This is a genomic window from Burkholderia sp. APQ4-4ca, from assembly GCF_057837105.1.
Genome location: NZ_JBYQCG010000080.1, coordinates 33,958 through 57,245, shown reverse-complemented (window position 1 = coordinate 57,245; position 23,288 = coordinate 33,958). Strand labels below are relative to the sequence as shown.

At 65.7% G+C, this 23,288-nt stretch carries 23 protein-coding genes and 1 pseudogene; 11 read left to right on the top strand and 13 right to left on the bottom strand.

The window, feature by feature from the left end:
- Position 1: 1 nt before the first annotated feature.
- The 7 genes and pseudogenes from AC3IFE_RS10135 to AC3IFE_RS10105 all read left to right on the top strand — a co-directional run.
- Positions 2 to 905 (top strand): annotated as a pseudogene (locus AC3IFE_RS10135) (ATP-binding protein); the annotation flags it as partial.
- Positions 906 to 923: 18 nt separating this feature from the next.
- Positions 924 to 1,367 carry a hypothetical protein gene (locus AC3IFE_RS10130; RefSeq protein WP_489190425.1) on the top strand — a complete coding sequence of 148 codons (444 nt, stop codon included), beginning with the start codon at positions 924 to 926 and terminating at the stop codon, positions 1,365 to 1,367.
- A gap of 2 nt (positions 1,368 to 1,369) precedes the next feature.
- The gene (prmA, locus tag AC3IFE_RS10125; RefSeq protein ID WP_089466632.1) at positions 1,370 to 2,272 is read left to right on the top strand and encodes a 50S ribosomal protein L11 methyltransferase; all 903 of its coding nucleotides are present in this window, start codon (positions 1,370 to 1,372) and stop codon (positions 2,270 to 2,272) included.
- Between the two features lie 45 nt (positions 2,273 to 2,317).
- Positions 2,318 to 3,718, top strand: coding sequence for a zinc-ribbon and DUF3426 domain-containing protein (locus AC3IFE_RS10120; protein ID WP_489190418.1), 1,401 nt, complete (start codon positions 2,318 to 2,320; stop codon positions 3,716 to 3,718).
- A gap of 71 nt (positions 3,719 to 3,789) precedes the next feature.
- On the top strand, positions 3,790 to 4,293 hold the full coding sequence (gene tpx, locus AC3IFE_RS10115) for a thiol peroxidase (RefSeq protein WP_006476975.1): 504 nt from the start codon (positions 3,790 to 3,792) through the stop codon (positions 4,291 to 4,293).
- An 85-nt stretch (positions 4,294 to 4,378) separates the two neighbouring features.
- On the top strand, positions 4,379 to 5,317 hold the full coding sequence (locus AC3IFE_RS10110) for a carbohydrate kinase family protein (RefSeq protein WP_489190417.1): 939 nt from the start codon (positions 4,379 to 4,381) through the stop codon (positions 5,315 to 5,317).
- A 19-nt stretch (positions 5,318 to 5,336) separates the two neighbouring features.
- Positions 5,337 to 5,810, top strand: a complete 474-nt coding sequence (locus AC3IFE_RS10105; RefSeq protein ID WP_089466629.1) for an outer membrane lipoprotein — start codon at positions 5,337 to 5,339, stop codon at positions 5,808 to 5,810.
- Positions 5,811 to 6,065: 255 nt separating this feature from the next.
- On the opposite strand, the gene AC3IFE_RS10100 is transcribed toward AC3IFE_RS10105, so the two are convergent.
- The 7 genes from AC3IFE_RS10100 to AC3IFE_RS10070 form a co-directional block, all read right to left on the bottom strand.
- Positions 6,066 to 6,713 carry a histone H1-like DNA-binding protein gene (locus tag AC3IFE_RS10100; protein ID WP_081059044.1) on the bottom strand — a complete coding sequence of 216 codons (648 nt, stop codon included), beginning with the start codon at positions 6,711 to 6,713 and terminating at the stop codon, positions 6,066 to 6,068.
- Between the two features lie 28 nt (positions 6,714 to 6,741).
- The gene (locus AC3IFE_RS10095) at positions 6,742 to 7,068 is read right to left on the bottom strand and encodes a hypothetical protein (RefSeq protein WP_084044093.1); all 327 of its coding nucleotides are present in this window, start codon (positions 7,066 to 7,068) and stop codon (positions 6,742 to 6,744) included.
- Between the two features lie 82 nt (positions 7,069 to 7,150).
- The gene (locus tag AC3IFE_RS10090; RefSeq protein WP_006476978.1) at positions 7,151 to 8,362 is read right to left on the bottom strand and encodes a ribonucleotide-diphosphate reductase subunit beta; all 1,212 of its coding nucleotides are present in this window, start codon (positions 8,360 to 8,362) and stop codon (positions 7,151 to 7,153) included.
- A gap of 365 nt (positions 8,363 to 8,727) precedes the next feature.
- Entirely contained in the window at positions 8,728 to 11,721 is a 2,994-nt protein-coding gene (locus tag AC3IFE_RS10085; RefSeq protein ID WP_489190416.1) for a ribonucleoside-diphosphate reductase subunit alpha, read from the bottom strand.
- A 452-nt stretch (positions 11,722 to 12,173) separates the two neighbouring features.
- The gene (gene ampD, locus AC3IFE_RS10080; protein ID WP_489190415.1) at positions 12,174 to 12,764 is read right to left on the bottom strand and encodes a 1,6-anhydro-N-acetylmuramyl-L-alanine amidase AmpD; all 591 of its coding nucleotides are present in this window, start codon (positions 12,762 to 12,764) and stop codon (positions 12,174 to 12,176) included.
- On the bottom strand, positions 12,761 to 13,075 hold the full coding sequence (locus tag AC3IFE_RS10075) for a PP0621 family protein (RefSeq protein WP_489190414.1): 315 nt from the start codon (positions 13,073 to 13,075) through the stop codon (positions 12,761 to 12,763). The genes ampD and AC3IFE_RS10075 overlap by 4 nt, the downstream gene beginning before the upstream one ends.
- Positions 13,076 to 13,088: 13 nt before the next feature.
- Positions 13,089 to 13,982: a cytochrome C assembly family protein gene (locus AC3IFE_RS10070; RefSeq protein WP_489190413.1), complete on the bottom strand. Its 894-nt coding sequence runs from the start codon at positions 13,980 to 13,982 to the stop codon at positions 13,089 to 13,091.
- Positions 13,983 to 14,071: 89 nt separating this feature from the next.
- Here AC3IFE_RS10070 and ffh point away from each other — a divergent pair, with 89 nt between their 5' ends.
- A complete protein-coding gene (gene ffh / locus AC3IFE_RS10065; protein ID WP_089434517.1) occupies positions 14,072 to 15,439 on the top strand; it encodes a signal recognition particle protein in 1,368 nt (455 codons plus the stop codon).
- 94 nt (positions 15,440 to 15,533) lie between these two features.
- Positions 15,534 to 16,085 carry a hypoxanthine-guanine phosphoribosyltransferase gene (locus AC3IFE_RS10060; protein WP_023477519.1) on the top strand — a complete coding sequence of 184 codons (552 nt, stop codon included), beginning with the start codon at positions 15,534 to 15,536 and terminating at the stop codon, positions 16,083 to 16,085.
- A gap of 94 nt (positions 16,086 to 16,179) precedes the next feature.
- On the opposite strand, the gene AC3IFE_RS10055 is transcribed toward AC3IFE_RS10060, so the two are convergent.
- Positions 16,180 to 16,782 carry a MarC family protein gene (locus AC3IFE_RS10055; RefSeq protein WP_301737977.1) on the bottom strand — a complete coding sequence of 201 codons (603 nt, stop codon included), beginning with the start codon at positions 16,780 to 16,782 and terminating at the stop codon, positions 16,180 to 16,182.
- 21 nt (positions 16,783 to 16,803) lie between these two features.
- Complete coding sequence (locus tag AC3IFE_RS10050; RefSeq protein ID WP_489190412.1) at positions 16,804 to 18,540, bottom strand: proline--tRNA ligase; 1,737 nt, start codon at positions 18,538 to 18,540, stop codon at positions 16,804 to 16,806.
- 219 nt (positions 18,541 to 18,759) lie between these two features.
- Here AC3IFE_RS10050 and AC3IFE_RS10045 point away from each other — a divergent pair, with 219 nt between their 5' ends.
- Together AC3IFE_RS10045 and AC3IFE_RS10040 are read left to right on the top strand one after the other, a co-directional pair.
- Positions 18,760 to 19,404, top strand: a complete 645-nt coding sequence (locus tag AC3IFE_RS10045) for an RNA pyrophosphohydrolase (RefSeq protein ID WP_069616810.1) — start codon at positions 18,760 to 18,762, stop codon at positions 19,402 to 19,404.
- Positions 19,405 to 19,417: 13 nt separating this feature from the next.
- A complete protein-coding gene (locus AC3IFE_RS10040; protein WP_489190411.1) occupies positions 19,418 to 20,017 on the top strand; it encodes a CNP1-like family protein in 600 nt (199 codons plus the stop codon).
- A gap of 95 nt (positions 20,018 to 20,112) precedes the next feature.
- On the opposite strand, the gene proB is transcribed toward AC3IFE_RS10040, so the two are convergent.
- From proB to rplU, 4 genes are all read right to left on the bottom strand, one after another.
- Positions 20,113 to 21,231, bottom strand: a complete 1,119-nt coding sequence (gene proB / locus AC3IFE_RS10035) for a glutamate 5-kinase (protein WP_489190410.1) — start codon at positions 21,229 to 21,231, stop codon at positions 20,113 to 20,115.
- A gap of 89 nt (positions 21,232 to 21,320) precedes the next feature.
- Positions 21,321 to 22,433 (bottom strand): Obg family GTPase CgtA, encoded by a 1,113-nt coding sequence (gene obgE / locus AC3IFE_RS10030; protein ID WP_089466619.1) that lies wholly within the window; start codon positions 22,431 to 22,433, stop codon positions 21,321 to 21,323.
- 186 nt (positions 22,434 to 22,619) lie between these two features.
- Positions 22,620 to 22,883: a 50S ribosomal protein L27 gene (gene rpmA, locus AC3IFE_RS10025; RefSeq protein WP_006476999.1), complete on the bottom strand. Its 264-nt coding sequence runs from the start codon at positions 22,881 to 22,883 to the stop codon at positions 22,620 to 22,622.
- Positions 22,884 to 22,907: 24 nt separating this feature from the next.
- Positions 22,908 to 23,219, bottom strand: a complete 312-nt coding sequence (gene rplU, locus AC3IFE_RS10020; RefSeq protein WP_027783472.1) for a 50S ribosomal protein L21 — start codon at positions 23,217 to 23,219, stop codon at positions 22,908 to 22,910.
- Positions 23,220 to 23,288: the final 69 nt, after the last annotated feature.

Below are 23,288 nucleotides of genomic sequence, written 5' to 3'. Positions count from 1 at the left end.
TATGTTTGAAAAAATCCTCATTGCCAACCGCGGTGAAATCGCGCTGCGCATCCAGCGCGCGTGCCGCGAACTCGGCGTCAAGACGGTGGTCGTGTACTCGGAAGCCGACAAGGAAGCCAAGTACGTGCGCCTCGCGGACGAAGCCGTCTGTATCGGCCCGGCCCCGTCGAACCTGAGCTACCTGAACATGCCGGCGCTGATCAGCGCCGCGGAAGTCACCGACGCCGAGGCGATCCACCCCGGTTACGGCTTCCTGTCGGAGAACGCCGATTTCGCGGAGCGCGTCGAGCAGTCGGGCTTCACGTTCATCGGCCCGCGCCCGGAAACGATCCGCATGATGGGCGACAAGGTCACCGCGAAGCAGACGATGATCAAGACCGGCGTGCCGTGCGTGCCGGGCTCGGAAGGCGCGTTGCCGGACGATCCGAAGGAGATCGTCAAGATTGCGCGCGCGATCGGCTATCCGGTCATCATCAAGGCGGCGGGCGGCGGCGGCGCGCGGGATGCGCGTCGTGCACACCGAGGCCGCGCTCGTCAACGCGGTGAACATGACCCGCGAGGAAGCCGGCCGTGCGTTCGGCAACCCGCAGGTGTACATGGAGAAGTTCCTCGAGAACCCGCGCCACATCGAGATCCAGGTGCTGTCGGACGCGCACAAGAACGCGATCTGGCTCGGCGAGCGCGACTGCTCGATGCAGCGCCGCCACCAGAAGGTGATCGAGGAAGCGCCGGCGCCCGGCATTCCGCGCCGCCTGATCGACCGCATCGGCGACCGCTGCGCGGACGCATGCAAGAAGATGGGCTACCTCGGCGCGGGCACGTTCGAATTCCTGTACGAAAACGGCGAGTTCTACTTCATCGAGATGAACACGCGCGTGCAGGTCGAGCACCCGGTATCGGAACTGATCACCGGCGTCGACATCGTGCAGGAACAGATCCGCATCGCGGCCGGCGAGAAGCTCACGCTGCGCCAGCGCGACATCCAGTTCCGCGGACATGCGATCGAATGCCGGATCAACGCCGAAGATCCGTTCAAGTTCACGCCGTCGCCGGGCCGGATCACGTCGTGGCATACGCCGGGCGGCCCCGGCGTGCGCGTCGATTCGCACGCCTACAATGGCTATTTCGTGCCGCCGAACTATGATTCGATGATCGGCAAGCTGATCACCTACGGCGCGACGCGCGAGCAGGCGATCCGCCGGATGCGCATCGCGCTGTCGGAAATGGTCGTCGAAGGCATCCAGACCAACATCCCGCTGCACCGCGAGCTGATGATCGACGCGAAGTTCGTCGAAGGCGGCACCAGCATCCATTACCTCGAAAACCGGCTCGCGCAGAAGCAGCAGGTCGCACCGGAAGAAGCGTAAGCATGAGTTATCGCGAACTCGTCGTCGAACTGGCCCGCGAGCATGCGGAGGCCCTGTCCGACGCGCTGCTCGATCTCGGCGCGCTGTCGGTGTCCGTCGAGGACGCCGACGCCGACACGCCCGACGAACAGCCGCTCTTCGGCGAGCCGGGCCTCGTGCCCGATCGCACCGCGTGGCAGCACTCGCGCGTGGTCGCGCTGTTGTCCGCCGATCACGAGCCGGCCGTGCTGCTCGCGGCGGCCGCGAACGAGATCGGCCTCGCCGAAACGCCGAAGTTCGTCGTGCGCGAAGTCGAGGAGCAGGACTGGGTGCGGCTCACGCAGTCGCAGTTCGAGCCGATCCCGATCGGCGAGCGGATCTGGGTCGTGCCGTCGTGGCACGATGCGCCCGATCCCGATGCGCTCGTCCTCGAACTCGACCCCGGCCTCGCATTCGGCACCGGCAGCCATCCCACGACCCGTCTGTGCATGGAGTGGCTCGAGCAGTCGGTGGAGCCAGGCCAGTCGGTGCTCGACTACGGTTGCGGCTCGGGCATTCTCGCGATCCTCGCAAAGAAATGCGGGGCGAACCCCGTGATCGGCATCGACATCGACCCCCAAGCGGTCGAATCGGCGCGCCAGAACAGCGAGCGCAATCGGGCGGAAGTCACGTACGGGCTGCCCGATGCATGCCCGGACGGCGAATTCGACATCGTCGTCGCGAACATCCTGTCGAACCCGCTGAAGCTGATGGCATCGATGCTCGCATCGAAGGTCAAGCCAGGCGGGCGCATCGCGCTGTCGGGCGTGCTCGCGCGCCAGGCGGACGAAGTCGCGGCCGTTTATGCGCGCTACGTCGACATCTCGGTCTGGCGCGAACACGAAGGTTGGGTATGCCTTGCCGGAACCCGGCGCGAAAGCCATTAGAATAGCGCTGTCCTTCACTCTGGCCAGCAGGCCGCCCGGCTCGACATGCTTCTTGCGACGCGCTGCCCTCATTGCGAAACCGTCTTCCGGCTGCAGCAGGAACAGCTCTCGCTGCATCAGGGGCTCGTGCGCTGCGGCCATTGCCACGAAGTCTTCAACGCCGCCGAATCGCTCGTTCCCGAACACGCGCAGCAGCCCGAGCCGGCATTGACCGAACCAGCCGCCGCGCCGCACGGCGGCAACGCACACCAGCAGGCCGCCCCGGCTCGGCTGTTCACCGCCGACGCGCCGCCCGAATTGCCGACCGGCGCCGATTACAAGCCGGAAGGCTGGGACATGTGGGCGCCGTGGCTCGACGCCGGCGTCGATCCGTCGCTGCAGCACAGCGTCGAAACCTTGCGCACCGAGCCGTTGATACCGCTCGCGCTTCCTTCCACGGAAGCCGGCGTCGTCCACCTGTCGGGTACGCCCGAGCCGTTCGCGTCGTCTCCGGCCGAGCTCGATGCCTCGGCAGCCGTCGAGCAACCGGCCGAACCGCATTCGCCGCGAACGCAGCACGAACCGCACGACACCGAAGAAGCCGCGCCGTTGCCCGCGCCGGTCGAGCGCGACCCGCGCGAGCCCCGCTTCGTCGCTCACCTGCCGCCCGAAACGGAAACTGCCGCCGAACCGGACGAACCCGTCGTGCCCACGCACTTCGCGGCGCCGGACGACGAACGCGCGCCGCGCGAACCGCGTTTCGCGTTCACGCCCGCACCGGCCATCACCGAAGCTGAAACCGCATCGGAACCCGACACCCTCTCCCGGCACGACAACGCCGCGAGAGCAACGGCAGCGGATGAACCAGTCGCCCCGACCGTCACCCCACCGGCCGCCCAACCCGCCGTCCCCTTCCCCGCCGCACTGACCGACGACGACCGCCCGCACTTCGCCGTCACGCGCGAGACGCGCGCGCCGCAGCGACGCGGGATGCTCGGCGGCTTTTTCGGCGGCCTCGTCGCAGCCGCGCTGGTCGGGCTGCTCGTCGCGCAACTGGCGTGGTGGCAACGCGAAACGCTGATGATCTACTGGCCTGTCACGCAGGGCTGGTTCCGGCAGGCGTGCGCGCCGCTCGGCTGCACGGTCACGCCGCCGCGCGCGATCGACGGGCTGCGGCTCGACGCGACCGACCTGCGCCAGCTCGACGGCCCGCGCGAGCTCGAACTGAAGGTGCCGCTGACGAACCGCTACCGCGTCGCACTCGCGTACCCGTCGCTCGAACTCACGCTGCTCGACGACACCAATCACGTCACCGTGCGCCGCGTGCTCGCGCCGCGCGACTACGTGCGCCCGGGCACGCCGATCGACGCCGGGCTGCCGCCCGGCACGACGCAGACGATGGTCGTCCGCATCGACACGAACGGCACGCCCGCCTCGAATTTCCGCGTCCAGATTTTCTATCCGTGACGCGCCGCGGCGCGCTTGCGCGCCCGTCTCAACCCGCGCGCCCGAGCGGCGCGCTATTTCGGAGCACGAACATGAGCAAAGTTACGCTGGGTGGCAACCCGATCGATCTCGCCGGCACGTTCCCGGCCGTCGGCGCGCAAGCCGCCGATTTCAAGCTGGTCGGCAAGGATCTCGCCGATCTGTCGCTCGCCAGCTTCGCCGGCAAGCGCAAGGTGCTGAACATCGTGCCGAGCCTCGACACGCCGACCTGCGCGACGTCGACCCGCAAGTTCAACGAAGCCGCGTCGTCGCTCGACAACACGGTCGTGATCGTCGTGTCCGCCGACCTGCCGTTCGCCGCCACGCGCTTCTGCACGACCGAAGGCCTCGCGAACGTCGTGACGGCATCGACGTTCCGCACCGGCCGCGCGTTTGCGAACGCATACGGCGTCGACGTGACGAGCGGCCCGCTGAACGGCCTGACCGCACGCGCGGTGGTCGTGCTCGACGCGCAGGACAAGGTGATCCACGCGGAACTCGTCGGCGAAATCAAGGACGAGCCGAACTACGATGCAGCGCTCGCCGCACTGAAGTAAGCTTTCTTCCGCTTTCCCCTGCCGCGCCGCGCCCTTCGCGCGGCGTTGTCGCGCAGGGCCCCTCATTTCTACAGGAACGCACACCTTGGCTACGCTGATTTGCGGCTCGATCGCCTACGACTCCATCATGACCTTCGAAGGGCGGTTCCGCGAGCACATCCTGCCCGACCAGGTGCACCTCATCAACCTGAGCTTCCTCGTGCCGACGATGCGCCGCGAATTCGGCGGCTGCGCGGGCAACATCGGGTATGCGCTGCACCTGCTCGGCGGCGATGCGCGGATCATGGGGACGATGGGCGCGCTGGATGCGCAGCCGTATCTCGACCGGCTCGACCAGCTCGGCCTGCGCCGCGACCACGTTCTCGTGCTGCCCGAAACGTACACCGCGCAGGCGATGATCACGACCGATCTCGACAACAACCAGATCGCGGCGTTCCACCCGGGCGCGATGATGCAATCGCACCTGAACCACGCGGGCGACGCGCCGGACATCAAGCTCGCGATCGTCGGCCCGGACGGCTTCGACGGGATGGTGCAGCACGTGGAAGAGCTCGCCGAGGCCGGTGTGCCGTTCGTGTTCGATCCGGGCCAGGGCCTGCCGCTGTTCGACGGTGCGACGCTGCGCCGCAGCATTGAACTTGCGACCTACGTTGCGGTCAACGACTACGAGGCCAAGCTGGTGAGCGACAAGACGGGATGGTCCGAAGATGAAATCGCCAGCCGGGTCGATGCGCTCGTCATCACGCGTGGCGAGCACGGCGCGACGATCCGCCACAAGCAGGGTGCGGAGCAGATTCCGGTCGTGCCGGCCGAGCGCATCGCCGATCCGACCGGCTGCGGCGACGCCTTCCGGGGCGGCCTGCTCTACGGCATCGAGCACGGCCTCGACTGGGCAACCACCGGCCGCCTCGCGAGCCTGATGGGCTCGCTGAAGATCGCCCATCAGGGGCCCCAAAGTTACGTACTGACGCGCGCCGAAATCGACGCGCGTTTCGAGACTGCATTCGGTTACAGTCTCAAATGAATATTGTGGGAGAGCAAAGATGTTGACGAAAAAAACCCTCACGCTCGCGGCCATGCTGACGGCCACGCTGTCCCTCGCCGGCTGCTTCACGGCACCCGGTTCGGCGGATGTCTATAGCGTCGGCCAGGCGCAGCGCGAACAGACGGTCCGCATGGGCACGGTCGAAAGCGTCCGTGCGGTGCGCATCCAGTCCGACGGCGGCGGCAGCGCGATCGGCACGCTCGGCGGCGGCGCACTCGGCGCGGTCGCGGGCAGCGCGATCGGCGGCGGCAAGGGCTCGATCCTGACGGCGATCGCCGGCGGCCTCGTCGGCGCGGTGGCGGGTAACGCGGTCGGCGAAAACCTCAGCACGGCGAACGGTGTCGAAATCACCGTGCGCCTCGACAACGGCGATCTGCGCTCGATCACGCAGGCGGCAAGCGGCGAAGCGTTCCGCGCCGGCGAGCGTGTCCGTCTGCTGTCGAGCGGCGGCGTCACGCGCGTCACGCACTAACCAGTATCCTCAGCACGCGGCGCAAGCCGCGGTCGAACGCATGTGCGAAGCCGCACATGCGTTTTTTTTCGTCCGCCCGTTTTCTTCGTCGGCGCTCGCGTCGGCCAGCCGAGCGGCACCCTATCGGCGGCTCAGCGACGACTCATACGGACGAAAAAAATCCCGCCACCTGAACCAGATGGCGGGACTGATTGAGTAGCGCTACTCAACCCACGGACACCACGTGAGTGCCCGGGTGATGCTGCTCAGCCGCGATTACGGACGGCTGCCGGTCGGGAACGGCCATGCCGCCGCCGGGTTGAGCGCGGTCTTCACGCCCGATGCCGGCGCAACCGATGCGGTCGACGCGGTCGTTGCCGGTGCAGCCTTCTTCACGACGGCCTTCTTCGGGGCAGCAGCCTTCTTCGCCGGGGCGGCAGCCGTCTTCGCAGGGGCAGCCTTCTTGGCGGGCGCAGCCTTCTTCGCGGCAGCCTTCTTCGCAGGCGCGGCCTTCTTGGCAGCAGCCTTCTTCGCCGGCGCAGCCTTCTTCGCAGCAGCCTTCTTCGCCGGTGCGGCCTTCTTCGCAGCCACCTTCTTCACTGCGACTTTCTTGGCTGCAACCTTCTTCGCGGCGGCCTTCTTAGCCGGTGCCGCCTTCTTTGCAGCAACCTTCTTCACCGCGACTTTCTTCGCTGCGACCTTCTTGGCTGCAACCTTCTTCGTTGCGACCTTCTTGGCTGCGACCTTCTTTGCAGCGGCCTTCTTCGCCGGTGCTGCCTTCTTCGCGGCAACCTTCTTCACCGCGACCTTCTTCGCAGCAACCTTCTTCACCGCGGCCTTCTTCGCCGGAGCAGCAGCCTTCTTCGCAACGGTCTTCTTGGCAGCAACCTTCTTAGCAGCCGGTTTCTTCTTGGCAGTAGCCATGTTGTTCTCCTTCAGGTTCAGATGAGAGTCAGTTCAAACTACACCCTTCGTCAAAACCCGCTTCCCGCGGACGCTGTTCAGGACGTGCGCTTCGAAGCGGGCTATTCATCGGCGTACGCAGATACCGCGCGCTTACGCTAATGAATACGGTATGGCGCGCGTGACCGCCCGGCCTCGCGCGCCAAATCAAGTCGGTAGCCGGCGCACCTCGCGCCGCTACCCCTAATCGCTTGATCAAGCGGACCGCCACACGGCCGTCCGCTTTTTCCGGAGGGAAGTTTGCCCATCCCACTGAAGGGTTCGCAAAGTGCCTGTCGTATCGTTGGGCCGTTAAGGCACCGGGCATGCTTTGCATCAGGCGTTCTTGCTCCTAAACCTTGGGCCAGGGCCGAGAGGCCACCGGCTGCTCCATCATGTAACGGGTTCGCTGCCGCGGGTTATTCCCAGGACAGCGCGCCCCCCGTCTGATACTCGATCACACGCGTCTCGAAGAAGTTGCGCTCCTTCTTCAGGTCGATCATCTCGCTCATCCACGGGAACGGGTTTTCCTCGTTCGGGAACAGCGGGTCGAGGCCGATCTGCTGGCAACGGCGGTTGCTGATGAAGCGCAGATAGCTCTTGAACATCGACGCGTTCAAACCCAGCACGCCGCGCGGCATCGTGTCCTCGGCGTAGCGGTATTCGAGTTCGACAGCCTGCTTGAACAGCTCGCGGATCTCGGCGCGGAATTCCGCGGTCCAGAGATGCGGGTTCTCGAGCTTGATCTGGTTGATCAGGTCGATGCCGAAGTTGCAGTGCATCGACTCGTCGCGCAGGATGTACTGATATTGCTCCGCAGCACCCGTCATCTTGTTCTGGCGGCCGAGTGCGAGGATCTGCGTAAACCCGACATAGAAGAACAGGCCTTCCATGATGCAGGCGAACACGATCAGCGACTTCAGCAGCTTCTGATCCGCTTCGAGCGTGCCGGTCTTGAAGGCCGGGTCCGTCAGCGTATGAATGAACGGGATCAGGAATTCGTCCTTCGCGCGGATCGACGTGACCTCGTGATACGCGTTGAAGATCTCGCCTTCGTCGAGACCGAGCGATTCGACGATGTATTGGTACGCGTGCGTGTGGATCGCTTCTTCGAACGCCTGGCGCAGCAGGAACTGCCGGCACTCGGGCGCCGTGATGTGGCGGTACGTGCCGAGCACGATGTTGTTCGCCGCGAGCGAATCGGCCGTCACGAAGAAGCCGAGGTTGCGCTTCACGATGCGGCGCTCGTCCTCGGTCAGACCATTCGGGTCCTTCCACAGCGCGATGTCGCGGGACATGTTGATTTCCTGCGGCATCCAGTGGTTCGCGCAACCGGCCAGATACTTTTCCCACGCCCACTTGTACTTGAACGGCACCAGCTGATTGACGTCAGTCTGGCCGTTGATGATGCGCTTGTCGGCGACATTGACCCGCGCTTCCGTACCGCCGGCGGGAACAGCCGATGCTTGCGGCGGCACCGCGAGATCGCCTTCGAAAATGTCACGGACCTGATGGGCGGCAGGCGTTGCAGCCTGCATTCCGACAGCCATCCCGGCGGAGGTGCGCATCGCGTTTTGCTGCGCTCCGCTCGCGGGGGTTACGGCAGTCTTCTCGTCATCCCAGTTGAGCATAAATTCTCACCATCAATTTAGAACGGTTTGTACCATCTTTTCCTGAGCGATAAAAGGGTTCGCTCACGAAAAATCCTTTTTTCGATTCGCGTTGCGACCTCGATACAACACTTTGAGCAACGCATCGTCGTTCATGCAGCGCGCGACGTGAGTCGCGCTTGTATCGCGAGGTGCGCTCGACGCATCGAACGCCGATCGAAACGCGACGCCGTCGGAGATGTTTCGATCGCTTGTCATTGCCTGCAACGCAGGTGTCGCGCTACAGATTCCTTATCATTTTTTTAGTTGAGCGCGGCGCACACTTCAACCTCGATCGATTGTCGTGTGCGCCGCTCGGGCCTGCTTCTCAGGTCAGGCGCACTGCGTTACTGGCACGCTTCGCACTCGTCGAAGCCGGGGTCGCCCGGACGCATCGTGCACACCGGGCCGTCTGCTTCGACCGGCGCGAGTGCCGGCGCCGCGTTGACCGCGCCCGACGACGCACCGCCGCCGGCCGCACCGAAGCCGCCCGCTGCGCCTTGCGCGCCGCCGCTGCCGCCCGCACCGCCCGTCGGCACTGCGTTCAGCGCGCCGTGTGCGACCGTCGACTTCTCGACGTGCGTCGCCGCCATCGTGCGGAGGTAGTAGGTCGTCTTCAGGCCGCGCAGCCATGCGAGCTTGTACGTCTCGTCGAGCTTCTTGCCCGACGCGCCGCCCATGTAGATGTTCAGCGACTGCGCCTGATCGATCCACTTCTGGCGACGCGATGCCGCTTCGACGAGCCACGTCGGATCGACCTCGAACGCGGTCGCGTAGATCGCGCGCAGGTCGGCCGGGATGCGGTCGATGCGCGACAGCATGCCGTCGAAGTACTTCAGGTCGGCGACCATCACTTCGTCCCACAGGCCGCGTTCCTTCAGGTCGCGAACGAGATACTCGTTCACCACCGTGAATTCACCCGACAGGTTCGACTTCACGTACAGGTTCTGGAAGGTCGGCTCGATACAGGCCGACACGCCGATGATGTTCGAGATCGTCGCCGTCGGCGCGATCGCGACGCAGTTCGAGTTGCGCATGCCGTGCGCGGCGATCCGCGAACGCAGCGTCGTCCAGTCGAGCGATTCCGACGTGTCGACCTCGACGTAGCCGCCGCGCGCTTCCGTCAGCAGCTTCAGCGTGTCCTGCGGGAGGATGCCGCGATCCCACAGCGAGCCGCGGTAGCTCGAGTAGCGGCCGCGCTCTTCGGCCAGCTCGGTCGACGCGTAGTACGCGTAGTAGCAGACGGCTTCCATCGAACGGTCGGCGAACTCGACCGCCTCTTGCGACGCGTACGGCGTGCGCAGCAGGTGCAGGCAGTCCTGGAAGCCCATGATGCCCATGCCGACCGGGCGGTGCTTCAGGTTCGAGTTACGCGCCTTCGGCACCGCGTAGTAGTTGATGTCGATCACGTTGTCGAGCATGCGCATCGCGACGCTGATCGTGCGCTTGAGCTTGTCGTGGTCGAGCGCGTAGCTGCCGTCGGCCTGCTTCACCAGGTGGGCGACGAGGTTCACCGAGCCGAGGTTGCACACCGCGATTTCGGTGTCGCTCGTGTTCAGCGTGATTTCCGTGCACAGGTTCGACGAATGGACGACGCCGACGTGCTGCTGCGGCGAGCGCACGTTGCACGGATCCTTGAACGTGATCCACGGGTGGCCCGTCTCGAACAGCATGCCGAGCATCTTGCGCCACAGCTGCTGCGCCGGGATCTTCTTGAACAGCTTGATCTCGCCGCGCGCGACCTTCTCTTCGTAAGCCGTGTAAGCCTTCTCGAATTCGGCGCCGAACTTGTCGTGCAGGTCCGGGCAGGTCGACGGCGAGAACAGCGTCCAGTCGGCGCCTTCCATCACGCGCTTCATGAACAGGTCGGGAATCCAGTTCGCCGTGTTCATGTCGTGCGTGCGGCGACGGTCGTCACCGGTGTTCTTGCGCAGCTCCAGGAACTCCTCGATGTCGAGGTGCCACGATTCGAGGTACGCGCACACCGCGCCCTTGCGCTTGCCGCCCTGGTTCACCGCGACGGCCGTGTCGTTCACGACCTTCAGGAACGGCACCACGCCTTGCGACTTGCCGTTCGTGCCCTTGATATGCGAGCCGAGTGCGCGCACGCGCGTCCAGTCGTTGCCGAGGCCGCCGGCGAACTTCGACAGCAGCGCGTTTTCCTTCAGCGCTTCATAGATGCCGTCGAGATCGTCCGCGACCGTCGTCAGGTAGCACGACGACAGCTGCGAGCGGTGCGTGCCCGAGTTGAACAGCGTCGGCGTCGAGCTCATGAAGTCGAAGCTCGACAGCACGTTGTAGAACTCGATCGCGCGCGTTTCGCGGTCGATCTCGTTCAGCGACAGGCCCATCGCGACGCGCATGAAGAATGCCTGCGGCATTTCGATGCGGGTGCCTTCGACGTGCAGGAAGTAGCGGTCGTACAGCGTCTGCAGGCCGAGGTAGCCGAACTGCAGGTCGCGGTTCGCGTCGAGCGCTTCGCCGAGGCGCTTCAGGTCGAACTGCAGCAGCTTGTCGTCGAGCAGGCCGGCGTCGACGCCGCGCTTCAGGAACTGCGGGAAGTATTCGGCGTAGCGGGTCGACATCTCGGCCTGCACGACTTCCTCGCCGAGAATCTCGCGACGGATCGTGTGCAGCAGGATGCGGGCCGTGACCTGGCTGTATGCCGGATCCTTTTCGATCATCGTGCGCGCCGCGAGGATCGCCGAGTCGTAGACCTGGCTCATCGGCACGCCGTCGTACAGGTTCTTCACCGTCTCCGCGACGATCGGGTCAGGGTTAACCGCAGCGCCGAGACCGTCGCACGCCGACACGATCAGCGCGCGCAGCGCGTTCAGGTCGAGCGGGCGCGTGACGCCGTTGTCGACGACGTTGATGCCGGTGGTCGACTCGCCGCCCGCTGCCGCCGCTTCCTCGCCCGCATGCTGGCGCTCGAGGTGACGCTTCTCGCGATACAGCACGTACGCACGCGCGACGTTGTGCTCGCCGCCGCGCATCAGCGCGAGTTCGACCTGGTCCTGGATGTCTTCGATATGGAACGTACCGCCGTTCGGGCGGCTGCGCACGAGCGCGCGAACGACGTTGTGCGTCAATTGTTCGACCTGCTCGCGGACGCGCGCCGATGCCGCACCCTGCCCGCCATTGACGGCCAGGAAAGCCTTGGTCACCGCGATCGCGATCTTCGAAGGTTCGAACGACACCACGCTGCCGTTGCGGCGGATCACCTTGTAGTCGGCGAACGTGGCCTGCGGCGCGAGCGCCTTCGCGCCCTGTTCGGTCCCGCCGAGCGGACGGCTCGAGGCGCTCTCGTACTGGGACGTCGCGTTGTCGGTGGTTTGCATGTGCAAAGCTCCTGGTGTTGGATGGTGCGGAGAGAACCGCGGATTAAAACGAACGCTGCGCAATGCGGTGCGCGAGCGGTAAGAGGCGAGCGATGCGCCGGGGAAGCCGGTTCGGTCGATGCGCGACAACCCAGCCGGTCGTGTGCTTCGTCATGTGTACCCTGCCCCGTCGATGTTCGCTGCGCTGATCGCGACGCCCGGACCGCCCGGCCTGACGCGCCGCCGTGAGAACCCTGTTCGCCGGCGTTGCCCGCCGGCCGGTGCCGCTCGGGTTTTCCCCTGCGACACACACTATATCTAGTACAGAACTGCTCAACTGGCACCAAGTATAGTGGACATTCGGAGGACGTCCAAACGGATAATTTGCGATAGAGGACTTGACATCGCTCACGCGCAGACACGGCAAGGCATTGATCGGAGAAAAAACTTTCTCCGATCAAAAAACCCCGCGATCAGTGCTGACGGAAAGGAAAGTATTCGGCGGAAAACCCGGCATCGCTCGCGAAGCGTTGCCAATCGAAATGCGGGCCCGGGTCGGTCTTGCGGCCCGGCGCGACGTCCGAGTGCCCGGCGAACGCGTCGACCGGGTAGCGCGCGGCGAGCGCGCGGGAGAGCGCGGCGAGCACCGCGTATTGCGCATCGTCGAACGGCACGTCGTCCGCGCCTTCGAGCTCGATGCCGATCGAGAAGTCGTTGCAGCGCGTGCGGCCGAAGAACTCGGACGAGCCTGCGTGCCACGCGCGCTCGTCGCACGACACGAACTGCACCAGCTCGCCGTCGCGGCGGATCAGGAAATGGGCGGACACGCGCACGCCGCGCAGGTGGCGCTGGTAATAGGGGTGCGCATCGCAGTCGAGGCGGTTCAGGAACAGCGCCTCGATCGCGTCGCCGCCGAATTCGCCGGGCGGCAGGCTGATGTTGTGGACGACCACGAGCGTCGGCGCCGCCCCCGCGGGCCGCGCCTCGAAGTTCGGCGACGGCGCATGGCGCGCTTCGCGCACCCAGCCGTTCGCGTCGACCGACAACACCGGCGCGTCGCTCATCGCGCGTCGCGGCCGTTCACGCGCGTGGCGTGGCGCTGCGCATGCTCGGCGCTGCAGAAGTATTCGCCGCTCGCGGCGACGGCGTCGCCCTTCGGCGCGTGCACGCCGCATTCGGCACAGCGCACCATCGGCTCGGGCAGCGACCGCACGTCGCCGTTCGGGCGCGCGGCGCCACCCCCGGCACCGGGCGCGCCGTCGTAACCGGCGCCGCGGCCGGCGCGCGCCTGCGCCTGTTCCTGCGCGTGACGCAGCTTGCGCGCGAGCCACGAACCCGCGAAGAAGAGAAGGATCAGGAGAAGAATCTGTCGCATCGGAAACCTGCGGTCAAACCACGGAGCGGTGCAGCAGCACCTCGAAAACGAACCGGCTGCCGACATACGCGAGCAGCAGCGCGGCGAACGACACGAGCACCCAGCGCGCGGCGCCGCGGCCGCGCCAACCCGACGTCTTGCGGGCCACCAGCAGGCCGCCGAACATCAGCCACGACAGGATCGCGAACACGGTCTTGTGGTCGAGCCGCAACGCGCGTGCGTCGATCTGCTCGCTGAACAGGATGCCCGACGCGAGCGTCAGCGTCAGCAGCACGAAGCCAGCGCCAATCAGGCGGAACAACAGCTTCTCAAGCGTGAGCAGCGGCGGCAGCGTTTCGAGCCAGCTCGCGATCCAGCCGGTCGAGCCGTCGCGCCCGCCGTTGCGCAGCGACTGCAGGCGCCGCTCGACCATCAGCATCAGGATCGCGTGCAGCGCGGCGATCGCGAACAGCCCATAGGCGATGTTCGCGATCAGGAAATGCAGCTTGAACAGCGGCGCGGCGGCATAAGGCAGCACCCGCACGCCGCCGAATATCAGCGGCAGCAGCGACGCGCCGCACGCGAGCGGCAGCACCAGCAGGCGCAGGCTGTCGAGCGGGAAGAAGAAGCTCTCGATCCAGTAGATGCCGGCGCCGAGCCAGAACATCGCGGACAGCGCGAACGCGAAGCCGAACACCATCGCGTCGTTCGGAAAGATCGTCATGTGGAGCAGCACGCCGTGCGCGAGCAGCGCGGCGAACAGCAGCGCGCGGCCGGCCCCGCTCATCCCGGACGCGGCCGACGCGGGGACCGGCACGGCCGGCACGCTCGCGACGAGCGGCGTCGCGCCCTGGCGGTGCGTGCGCCAGCCTGCGACGGCGAGGCCGCCGTACAGGAATGCGGTGAGGGCATACAGTACAATATCCATGTTCGAAGTTTACACTAGGCCCCCTCCTCGCGACGGCTCCCTTTGTTCGGTTCCGCCGCGCCTTCGGGCCCCACTGTCCATCGCTCCCCATGCTCGACAATCTCACTCAACGGATGGCGCGCGTCGTCAAGACGCTGCGCGGCGAGGCCCGGCTCACCGAGGCGAACACGCAGGAGATGCTCCGCGAGGTGCGTCTCGCGCTGCTGGAAGCCGACGTGTCGCTGCCGGTCGTTCGCGAATTCATCGCCAAGGTCAAGGAAAAGGCGCTCGGCGAAGAAGTGATCAGCAGCCTGTCGCCGGGCCAGGCGCTCGTCGGCGTGGTCCAGAAGGAACTGACCGCCGTGATCGGCGGCGACTACGAAGGCAAGGCCGCCGAGCTGAATCTCGCGGTCACGCCGCCCGCCGTGATCCTGATGGCCGGCCTGCAGGGCGCGGGCAAGACCACGACCGTGGGCAAGCTCGCGAAGCTGCTGCGCGAGAAGTACAAGAAGAAGGTGCTCACGGTGTCGTGCGACGTGTATCGCCCGGCCGCGATCATGCAGCTGAAAACGGTGACCGAGCAGGTCGGCGCCGACTTCTTCCCGTCCACGCCGGACCAGAAGCCCGTCGACATCGCGCTCGCGGCCGTCGACTGGGCGAAGCGCCACTACCATGACGTGCTGCTCGTCGACACGGCCGGCCGCCTCGGCATCGACGAGGCGATGATGCAGGAAATCGCCGCGCTGCACGGCGTGCTGAAGCCGGCCGAAACGCTGTTCGTCGTCGACGCGATGCTCGGCCAGGATGCCGTCAACACCGCGAAGGCGTTCAACGACACGCTGCCGCTCACCGGCGTCGTGCTGACCAAGCTCGACGGCGATTCGCGCGGCGGCGCCGCGCTGTCGGTGCGTCACGTCACGGGCAAGCCGATCAAGTTCGTCGGCGTCGCCGAGAAGCTCGACGGCCTCGAGGTGTTCCACCCCGACCGGATGGCGAACCGGATCCTCGGCATGGGCGACATCCTCGCGCTCGTCGAGGAAGCGCAGCGCGGCGTCGACGTGCAGGCCGCGCAGAAGCTCGCCGACAAGGTCAAGAAGGGCGGCGATTTCGACCTGAACGATTTCCGCGCGCAGATCTCCCAGATGAAGAACATGGGCGGTTTGTCCTCGCTGATGGATAAACTCCCCGCGCAGTTCCAGCAGGCGGCGGCCGGCGCCGACATGGGCCAGGCGGAGAAGTCGATACGCCGGATGGAAGGGATCATCAGCTCGATGACGCCCGCCGAGCGCGCGAAACCCGAAATCATCAAGGCGACGCGCAAGCGCCGCATTGCGGCCGGCGCCGGCGTGCCGGTGCAGGAAGTCAACCGGATGCTGAACCAGTACGACCAGATGCGTACGATGATGAAGAAGCTGAAGGGCGGCAACATGCAGAAGATGATGCGCGGCCTGAAAGGCATGATGCCCGGCATGCGCTGATTCCGTCCGTCGGCCGGCGCGCGGGTTTTTGCCGTAGCGCGCGCTGGCCGTTCTGCTTCATCCTTATTTGTATACCGACTGCCCGCCAGAACACATGAACCGCGAAGAAGCCCTCCACATTTTCGACCACTCCGAAGAGATCGTCTCGGCCGACGCCGTCAACGCGTCGATCTCGAAGATGGCCGACGCGATCCGCGCCGAGATCGGCGACGCGTTCCCGCTCGTTCTCTCGGTGATGGGCGGCGCCGCGGTGTTTACCGGGATGCTGCTGCCGCATCTCGATTTCCCGCTCGAATTCGACTACATCCACCTGACCCGCTATCGCAACACGACACAAGGCAGCCCGGAGATGCACTGGCGCGTCGCGCCGCGCGAATCGGTGAAGGATCGCATCGTGCTCGTGCTCGACGACATCCTCGACGAAGGCGAGACGATGGCCGCGATCCGCGACCGGATCCTCGACATGGGCGCAAAGCGCTTCATGTCGGCCGTGCTGTGCGAGAAGACGCTCGCGAAGGCGAAACCGCTGCACCCCGATTTCTGCGGCTTCTCGGTGCCGGACCGCTATGTGTTCGGCTGCGGGATGGACGCGAAGGGCTACTGGCGCAACTTGCCGACGATCCGCGCGCTGACCGCGAACGTCTGATCGCCGCGCTGTCCGCGCCATACCGCTATATCAATAGAAAGCGGCGCTCCGGTTTCCCGGAGCGCCGCTTTTTTGCGCGCGCCGCCTGCGTTGGTTACAACTGGTGCACGAACGCGCGGATGCCGGCCAGCAGCATCTCGACCGAGATCGCGACCAGCACGAGCCCCATCAGCCGCTCGAACGCCGCGACCGTCCTTTCGCCGAGCCACTGCTGGATCCGTTCGGCCAGCACCAGCGTGATCGCGCAGACGAGCATCGTGACCGTCAGCGCGCCGACCCACTCGAGCATCTTGCCGGGCGCCTGCGACGTCAGCAGCATCACCGTCGCGAGCGCGGACGGCCCGGCCAGCGCCGGAATCGCGAGCGGCACGATGAACGGCTCGCCGCCTGCGCGCGGATCGCTGCCGAGCGCGCCGTCCGGGTGCGGGAAGATCATCCGCAGCGCGATCAGGAACAGCACGATCCCGCCGCCGAGCCGCAGCGACAGGTCGGTGAGGCTCATCATCCGCAGGAAGCGGTCGCCGACCAGCATGAAGAACAGCAGGATCACGAACGCGATCCCCACTTCGCGCAGAATCAGCTTCACGCGCCGCTCGCGCGGCACATCCCGCATCGCCGTAATGAACAGCGGAATGTTGCCGAGCGGATCCGTGATCAGCACGAGGAGCACGGTGGCCGACAGGAACGTGTATTCCATCGTGTCGCCCGGTCGCCGCGCTTAGTGCGCGAGCGCGGCGCGGATCTTCTCGGCGACCGTCGCCGCGGCCGTGTCGGCCGGCAGCAGCGTCGCTTCGGCGTCGCGGCGGCCCTGGTACTCGATCTTGCCTTCCTTCAGGCCGCGCTCGCCGATCACGAGACGATGCGGCACGCCGATCAGCTCCCAGTCGGCGAACATCACGCCCGGGCGCTCGCCGCGATCGTCGAGGATCACGTCGATGCCGGCCGCGACGAGTTCCGCGTACAGCTTGTCGGCCGTCTCGCGCACCATGTCGCTGCGGTCATAGCCCATCGGGCACAGCACGACCTCGAACGGCGCGATCGACTCGGGCCAGATGATGCCCTTCTCGTCGAAGTTCTGTTCGATCGCCGCGCCGAGAATGCGCGTGATGCCGACGCCGTAGCAGCCCATCAGCATCGGCTGCGGCTTGCCCGACTCGTCGAGGAACGTCGCGCCCATCGCTTCCGAATACTTGGTGCCCAACTGGAACACGTGGCCAACTTCGATGCCGCGGCAGATGTCGATCGCGCCCTGGCCGTCCGGCGACGGATCGCCCTTCTTCACGTTGCGCACGTCGGCGACCTCCGGCTCCGGCAGGTCGCGGCCCCAGTTCACGCCCGCGATGTGATAGTCGACCTCGTTCGCGCCGACGACGAAGTCGCTCATGTTCGCGACCGTGCGATCGGCGATCACCTTCACCGGCTTCTTCGTGCCGACCGGGCCGAGATAGCCCGGCGGCGTGCCGAACCACTCGACGATTTCCTGCTCGGTCGCGAAGCGGTGGTTCTTCAGGCCCGGCAGTTTCGACACCTTGATCTCGTTCAGGTCGTGGTCGCCGCGCAGCATCACGAGCCAGATGGTCGGCTCGGCGCCTTCGTTGTCGGTCGCGAGCACGATCGACTTGATCGTGCGTTCGAGCGGGATCGACAGCAGTTCGGCGACGGCCTCGCACTTCGCCTTGCCGGGCGTCGCGACCTTTTCCATCGCTTCGGCCGGCGCCGCGCGCTCGGCAATCAGCGGCAGCGCTTCGGCCGCCTCGACGTTCGCCGCGAATTCGGACGTCGGGCAGTACGCGATCGCGTCCTCGCCGGTGTCGGCGATCACGTGGAACTCGTGCGAGAAGTTGCCGCCGATCGAGCCGCTGTCGGCCGCGACCGCGCGGAACTCGAGGCCCAGGCGCGTGAAGATGCGCACGTACGCGTCATACATCTTGCGGTACGACTCGTTCAGGCCGGCTGCGTCCTTGTCGAACGAATACGCGTCCTTCATGATGAATTCGCGGCCGCGCATCACGCCGAAGCGCGGACGGATCTCGTCGCGGAACTTCGTCTGGATCTGGTAGAAGTTCACCGGCATCTGCCGGTAGCTCTTGATCTGGTTGCGCGCGATGTCGGTGACGACTTCCTCGTGCGTCGGCCCGATCACGAAGTCGTTGTCCTTGCGGTCCTTGAAGCGCAGCAGCTCGGGGCCGTACTGCTCCCAGCGGCCCGACTCCTGCCACAGCTCGGCCGGCTGCACGGCCGGCATCAGCAGCTCGATGGCGCCCGCCCGGTTCATTTCCTCGCGCACGATCGCCTCGACCTTGCGAATCGAACGCAGGCCGACCGGCAGGTAGTTGTAGATGCCGCCGGCGACGCGACGGATCATGCCGGCGCGGACCATCAGCTTGTGGCTGACGATCTCTGCGTCGGCGGGTGCCTCTTTCAGGGTGCCGATAAAGAAACGGGAAGCTTTCATGCGCACGGTTCCAAAAACGGCGCCCCCAGGCGGGGCGCCCGAAAAAGTTTCAAGGTGAAAAAAGCGACGCGCCGCGAACGACGATGGCGCAGATGACGTAGCAGACTAATCAGGGACAATTCAGCCGGTGTACCCCGCGCGGATTCGCTCCGTCACGGTGCGCAGCGCCCGTTATCTGTTTATAATCAAAGCAATTTTAAAGGATTCGAAGGTGGTTGTATGCTGGATCGTGAAGGCTTTCGCCCGAACGTCGGCATCATCCTCTTGAACGCGCGCAACGAGGTGTTTTGGGGCAAGCGGCTCCGCGAGCATTCCTGGCAGTTTCCTCAAGGTGGGATCAAGTACGGCGAGACCCCCATGCAGGCAATGTACCGGGAACTGCACGAGGAAACGGGCCTGCATCCGGAACACGTCAAGATAATCGGCCGCACCCGCGACTGGTTGCGTTACGAGGTGCCTGACAAGTTCATCAAACGCGAAGTACGCGGTCATTACCGCGGCCAGAAGCAGATCTGGTTCCTGCTGCGGATGGTTGGACGCGATTGCGACATTTGCTTGCGCGCGACCGACCACCCGGAGTTCGATGCGTGGCGCTGGAACGAGTATTGGGTGCCGCTCGATGCGGTGATCGAGTTCAAGCGGGATGTCTATCAGTTGGCGCTGACGGAACTGTCGCGCTTCCTGCGCCGCCCGGCGCAGCGAGCCGAGAAGCCGCGCGGGCCGCGTGTGTCGCGCTATCCGCGCGTCATTGGCGCGCAGGCCCAGACGCTGACGATTGTCGACACATCGGTAGTCTGTTCGGAGATCGAAGTGGAAGCGGGCACGCTCGACGAGATGCCGCCCCACGTGATCGTCGGCAAATGACGAGTCGGACTGCATGACCGGGCGCGACCTTGGTGTCGCGCCCTTTTTTTACGAGGAATGCATATTGAAAGCGATTGCTCTCGCGCTCGCATCGATCGCCGCCCTGGCCGGCTGCGCGAACTCGAAAGCGCCGTCCAACAAGGATGACAGCGAGTTCGTGTACCTGCTCGACCGTCAGGGAACCTGGAAGGAAAACGCCGTCGACACGCTGCCGCCGCTGCCGCAAACGGGCGATCTTCTGCCGTTCAACGTGTCGCAGAATACGCCGCTGAAGTTCTTCGTCGATGCGAAGTCGCTCGAGGTCGGCAGCGACGGCGTCGTGCGCTACGCAGTCGTCGTCACGAGCCCGGCCGGTGCGCGCAACGTGAACTACGAAGGCATCCGCTGCGACACCTACGAGTGGCGCCAGTACGCCGGCCTGAACTCCGACCACAACGGCTGGGATCGCACCGTCGAGAACGACTGGCGGCGCATCGAGAACGGCGAACTGAACGCCTACCACTCCGCGCTCTACCAGGACTACTTCTGCGCGAACAAGATGCCGCAGGGCTCGACCCGGCAGATCCTCGAAAACATCCGGTTCCACCGCACCGCGATGACGCAGTTGCGCTGACGGCACGCGATGCGGGTTGCCCGCATCGTCCTGTCGCACGAAAAAGCCCGCATCGCGCGGGCTTTTTCATTTGAACGACGGCACGTGGCCGGCGATCACACCAGCACGAGGTTGTCGCGGTGAATCAGTTCGGGCTCCAGCATGTAGCCGAGCACGGTCTCGATCTCGCCGCTCGGCTTGCGGTGAATCAGCTTCGTTTCCGCGCTGCTGTAGTTCGTGAGCCCGCGCGCCACCTCGCGCCCATCCGGGCCCACGCACGCGATCACCTCGCCGCGCGCGAACGCGCCCTGCACGTCGATCACGCCGATCGGCAGCAGGCTCTTGCCGCCGGCCGTCAGCTTCTCGACCGCGCCCGCATCGATCACGACGTGGCCACGCACCTGCAGATGGTCGGCCATCCATTGCTTGCGCGCCGCCATCCGCGCGGTACGGGCGATCAGTTGCGTGCCGATCGCCTCGCCGGCCGCCAGACGCACGAGCACGTCGCCCTCCCGGCCGCTCGCGATCACGGTATTCGCGCCGCTGTGGGCCGCACGCTTCGCCGCGAGGATCTTGGTCAGCATCCCGCCGCGGCCGAGACTCGAGCCGGCCCCGCCCGCCATCGCCTCGAGCTCCGGCGCGCCCGCATTGGCCTCGCCGACGAGCGTCGCGTTCGGGTCCTTGCGCGGATCGGCGGTGAACAGCCCCGACTGGTCGGTGAGGATGATCAGCGCATCGCCTTCGATCAGGTTCGCGACGAGCGCACCGAGCGTATCGTTGTCGCCGAACTTGATTTCATCGGTGACGACCGTGTCGTTTTCGTTGATGATCGGCACGACGCCGAGCCGCAGCAACGTGAGCAGCGTCGATCGCGCATTCAGGTAGCGTTCACGATCCGCCAGATCGGCGTGCGTGAGCAGGATCTGCGCGGTGCGGATGCCGTGTTCGGTGAAGCGGCTCTCGTAGACTTGCGCGAGCCCCATCTGGCCGACCGCGGCGGCGGCCTGCAGCTCGTCGATTTCCCGCGGCCGCTTGCTCCAGCCGAGCCGCTGCATGCCTTCGGCAATCGCGCCCGAACTGACGAGCACGACTTCCTTGCCCTGCGCACGCAACGCGGCGATCTGGGCTGCCCAGCGGCCGATTGCAGCATGATCGAGCCCCTTGCCGTCGTTGGTCACGAGGCTGGAGCCCACCTTCACCACCAATCGCTTCGAATCCGCGATGATCGAACGCATCCTGCACTGTCTCCTGTATCTGATGCCGGCCCGCCGGGCGCGATTGAACGCCGACGCCGGGCGGCACGCCCGGCGCGTGACCTAACCGTTCAGGCGTCGTCGCCCGAGGCCGCGCCGCCCTTCGCCGGCGGCGCATCGCGGAATCGCACGTCCGCCGCGAGATCTTCCGCCTCCGCCGCGCGATGCGCGTCCGAATGTTCGGACAGGTAGTCGTAGATCGCGTAGCACAGCGCTTCGCAGCCCTGGCCCGTCAGCGCCGAGATCTCGAACACGGGGCCGTCCCAGCCAAAGCGGTCGAGGAAATCCGCGACGCGCGCCTCGCGCTCGTCTTCCGGCACCATGTCGAGCTTGTTGAGCACGAGCCAGCGCGGCTTCTCGTAGAGCGCTTCGTCGTATTTGCGCAGTTCGCCGACGATCGCCGTCGCCTCCGCGACCGGATCGACGCTTTCGTCGAACGGCGCGAGATCGACCAGATGCAGCAGCACGCCGGTACGCTGCAGGTGACGCAGGAATTGATGCCCGAGGCCCGCGCCTTCGGCCGCACCCTCGATCAGCCCCGGGATATCGGCGATCACGAAGCTCTTACTCGGGCCGACCCGCACCACGCCGAGATTCGGCGCGAGCGTCGTGAACGGGTAGTCGGCGATCTTCGGCTTCGCGTTCGACACCGACGAGATGAAGGTCGACTTGCCCGCGTTCGGCATGCCGAGCAGCCCGACGTCGGCGAGCACCTTCAGCTCGAGCTTCAGCATGCGCCGCTCGCCCGGCTTGCCGTCCGTCTTCTGGCGCGGCGCGCGGTTCGTGCTCGACTTGAAATGCAGGTTGCCGAGGCCGCCGGCGCCGCCCTGCGCGAGCATCACCTGCTGGTCGTGCTCGGTGAGGTCGGCGATCAGCTCGCCGGTATCCATGTCGCTGATGATCGTGCCGACCGGCATGCGCAGCGTGACGTCGTCGCCGCCCTTGCCATAACAATCGGAGCCGCGGCCGTTTTCGCCGTTGCGCGCGAGGTGCTTCTTCGCGTAACGGTAGTCGATCAGCGTGTTGATGTTGCGGTCGGCGATCGCGTAAACGCTGCCGCCCCGGCCGCCGTCGCCGCCGTCCGGCCCGCCGAACGGGACGAATTTCTCGCGGCGCATCGACGCGCTGCCATCGCCTCCGTCGCCGGCGATGACTTCGATTCGTGCTTCGTCAATGAACTTCATTCGTCACTCCGCCCAGTATTTCCGCTATTGTGCCGCGCGCCGGCACGCTTGAACAATCTGCCGTTCGGCCGATCGTACGCCGGTTGCGCGAGGGTCGCCGGCCCGCACCGGCGGGCGGCGACCCAATAAAAAAGGCCCCGCGAAGACTGCGGGGCCTTTCGGCTACGAAGCCCGTGGGTGCCTGACTTAGGCAGCCGCCGGGACGACGATGACCAGATGCTTCTTGTCCGCGCCCTTCGTCGCGAACTTGACGTGACCGTCGACCAGCGCGAACAGGGTGTGATCCTTGCCCATGCCGACGTTCTCGCCAGCGTGCATGCGCGTACCGCGCTGACGCACGATGATGCCGCCGGCATTGATTGCCTGGCCGCCGTACACTTTCACGCCGAGACGTTTCGACTCGGAGTCGCGGCCGTTCCGGGAAGAGCCGCCTGCCTTTTTGTGTGCCATCTGATTGCTCCTTAACCGAGGCGCTTACGCGTTGATCGCGTCGATGCGCAGCTCAGTGTAGTTCTGGCGGTGGCCGCCATGCTTTTGGTAGTGCTTCCGGCGACGCATCTTGAAGATGGTGACCTTGGCATGACGACCGTGCGACACAACGGTGGCCTTGACGGAAGCCCCACTGACCAGCGGCGCACCGAACTTAATCGATTCGCCTTCGCCCACTGCGAGAACCTGGTCGAGCGTGATTTCAGCGTCAATGTCAGCCGGTATCTGTTCTACTTTGAGTTTTTCGCCAACGGCAACCTTGTACTGCTTGCCGCCGGTTTTTATGACCGCGTACATTGAGAACCTCACTCTGGATCCAATTTTTCCGCACACCACGCGCGGAAAACACGTGATTATACATGGGGT

Bases quoted from the DNA above. Each gene is read 5' to 3' on its own strand.
- prmA (WP_089466632.1), top strand. From the start codon at position 1,370: ATGAGTTATCGCGAACTCGTCGTCGAACTGGCCCGCGAGCATGCGGAG.
- AC3IFE_RS10120 (WP_489190418.1), top strand. From the start codon at position 2,318: ATGCTTCTTGCGACGCGCTGCCCTCATTGCGAAACCGTCTTCCGGCTG.
- tpx (WP_006476975.1), top strand. From the start codon at position 3,790: ATGAGCAAAGTTACGCTGGGTGGCAACCCGATCGATCTCGCCGGCACG.
- AC3IFE_RS10105 (WP_089466629.1), top strand. From the start codon at position 5,337: ATGTTGACGAAAAAAACCCTCACGCTCGCGGCCATGCTGACGGCCACG.
- AC3IFE_RS10100 (WP_081059044.1), bottom strand. From the start codon at position 6,713: ATGGCTACTGCCAAGAAGAAACCGGCTGCTAAGAAGGTTGCTGCCAAG.
- AC3IFE_RS10095 (WP_084044093.1), bottom strand. From the start codon at position 7,068: ATGCAAAGCATGCCCGGTGCCTTAACGGCCCAACGATACGACAGGCAC.
- AC3IFE_RS10090 (WP_006476978.1), bottom strand. From the start codon at position 8,362: ATGCTCAACTGGGATGACGAGAAGACTGCCGTAACCCCCGCGAGCGGA.
- AC3IFE_RS10085 (WP_489190416.1), bottom strand. From the start codon at position 11,721: ATGCAAACCACCGACAACGCGACGTCCCAGTACGAGAGCGCCTCGAGC.
- ampD (WP_489190415.1), bottom strand. From the start codon at position 12,764: ATGAGCGACGCGCCGGTGTTGTCGGTCGACGCGAACGGCTGGGTGCGC.
- AC3IFE_RS10075 (WP_489190414.1), bottom strand. From the start codon at position 13,075: ATGCGACAGATTCTTCTCCTGATCCTTCTCTTCTTCGCGGGTTCGTGG.
- AC3IFE_RS10070 (WP_489190413.1), bottom strand. From the start codon at position 13,982: ATGGATATTGTACTGTATGCCCTCACCGCATTCCTGTACGGCGGCCTC.
- ffh (WP_089434517.1), top strand. From the start codon at position 14,072: ATGCTCGACAATCTCACTCAACGGATGGCGCGCGTCGTCAAGACGCTG.
- AC3IFE_RS10060 (WP_023477519.1), top strand. From the start codon at position 15,534: ATGAACCGCGAAGAAGCCCTCCACATTTTCGACCACTCCGAAGAGATC.
- AC3IFE_RS10055 (WP_301737977.1), bottom strand. From the start codon at position 16,782: ATGGAATACACGTTCCTGTCGGCCACCGTGCTCCTCGTGCTGATCACG.
- AC3IFE_RS10050 (WP_489190412.1), bottom strand. From the start codon at position 18,540: ATGAAAGCTTCCCGTTTCTTTATCGGCACCCTGAAAGAGGCACCCGCC.
- AC3IFE_RS10045 (WP_069616810.1), top strand. From the start codon at position 18,760: ATGCTGGATCGTGAAGGCTTTCGCCCGAACGTCGGCATCATCCTCTTG.
- AC3IFE_RS10040 (WP_489190411.1), top strand. From the start codon at position 19,418: ATGACCGGGCGCGACCTTGGTGTCGCGCCCTTTTTTTACGAGGAATGC.
- proB (WP_489190410.1), bottom strand. From the start codon at position 21,231: ATGCGTTCGATCATCGCGGATTCGAAGCGATTGGTGGTGAAGGTGGGC.
- obgE (WP_089466619.1), bottom strand. From the start codon at position 22,433: ATGAAGTTCATTGACGAAGCACGAATCGAAGTCATCGCCGGCGACGGA.
- rpmA (WP_006476999.1), bottom strand. From the start codon at position 22,883: ATGGCACACAAAAAGGCAGGCGGCTCTTCCCGGAACGGCCGCGACTCC.
- rplU (WP_027783472.1), bottom strand. From the start codon at position 23,219: ATGTACGCGGTCATAAAAACCGGCGGCAAGCAGTACAAGGTTGCCGTT.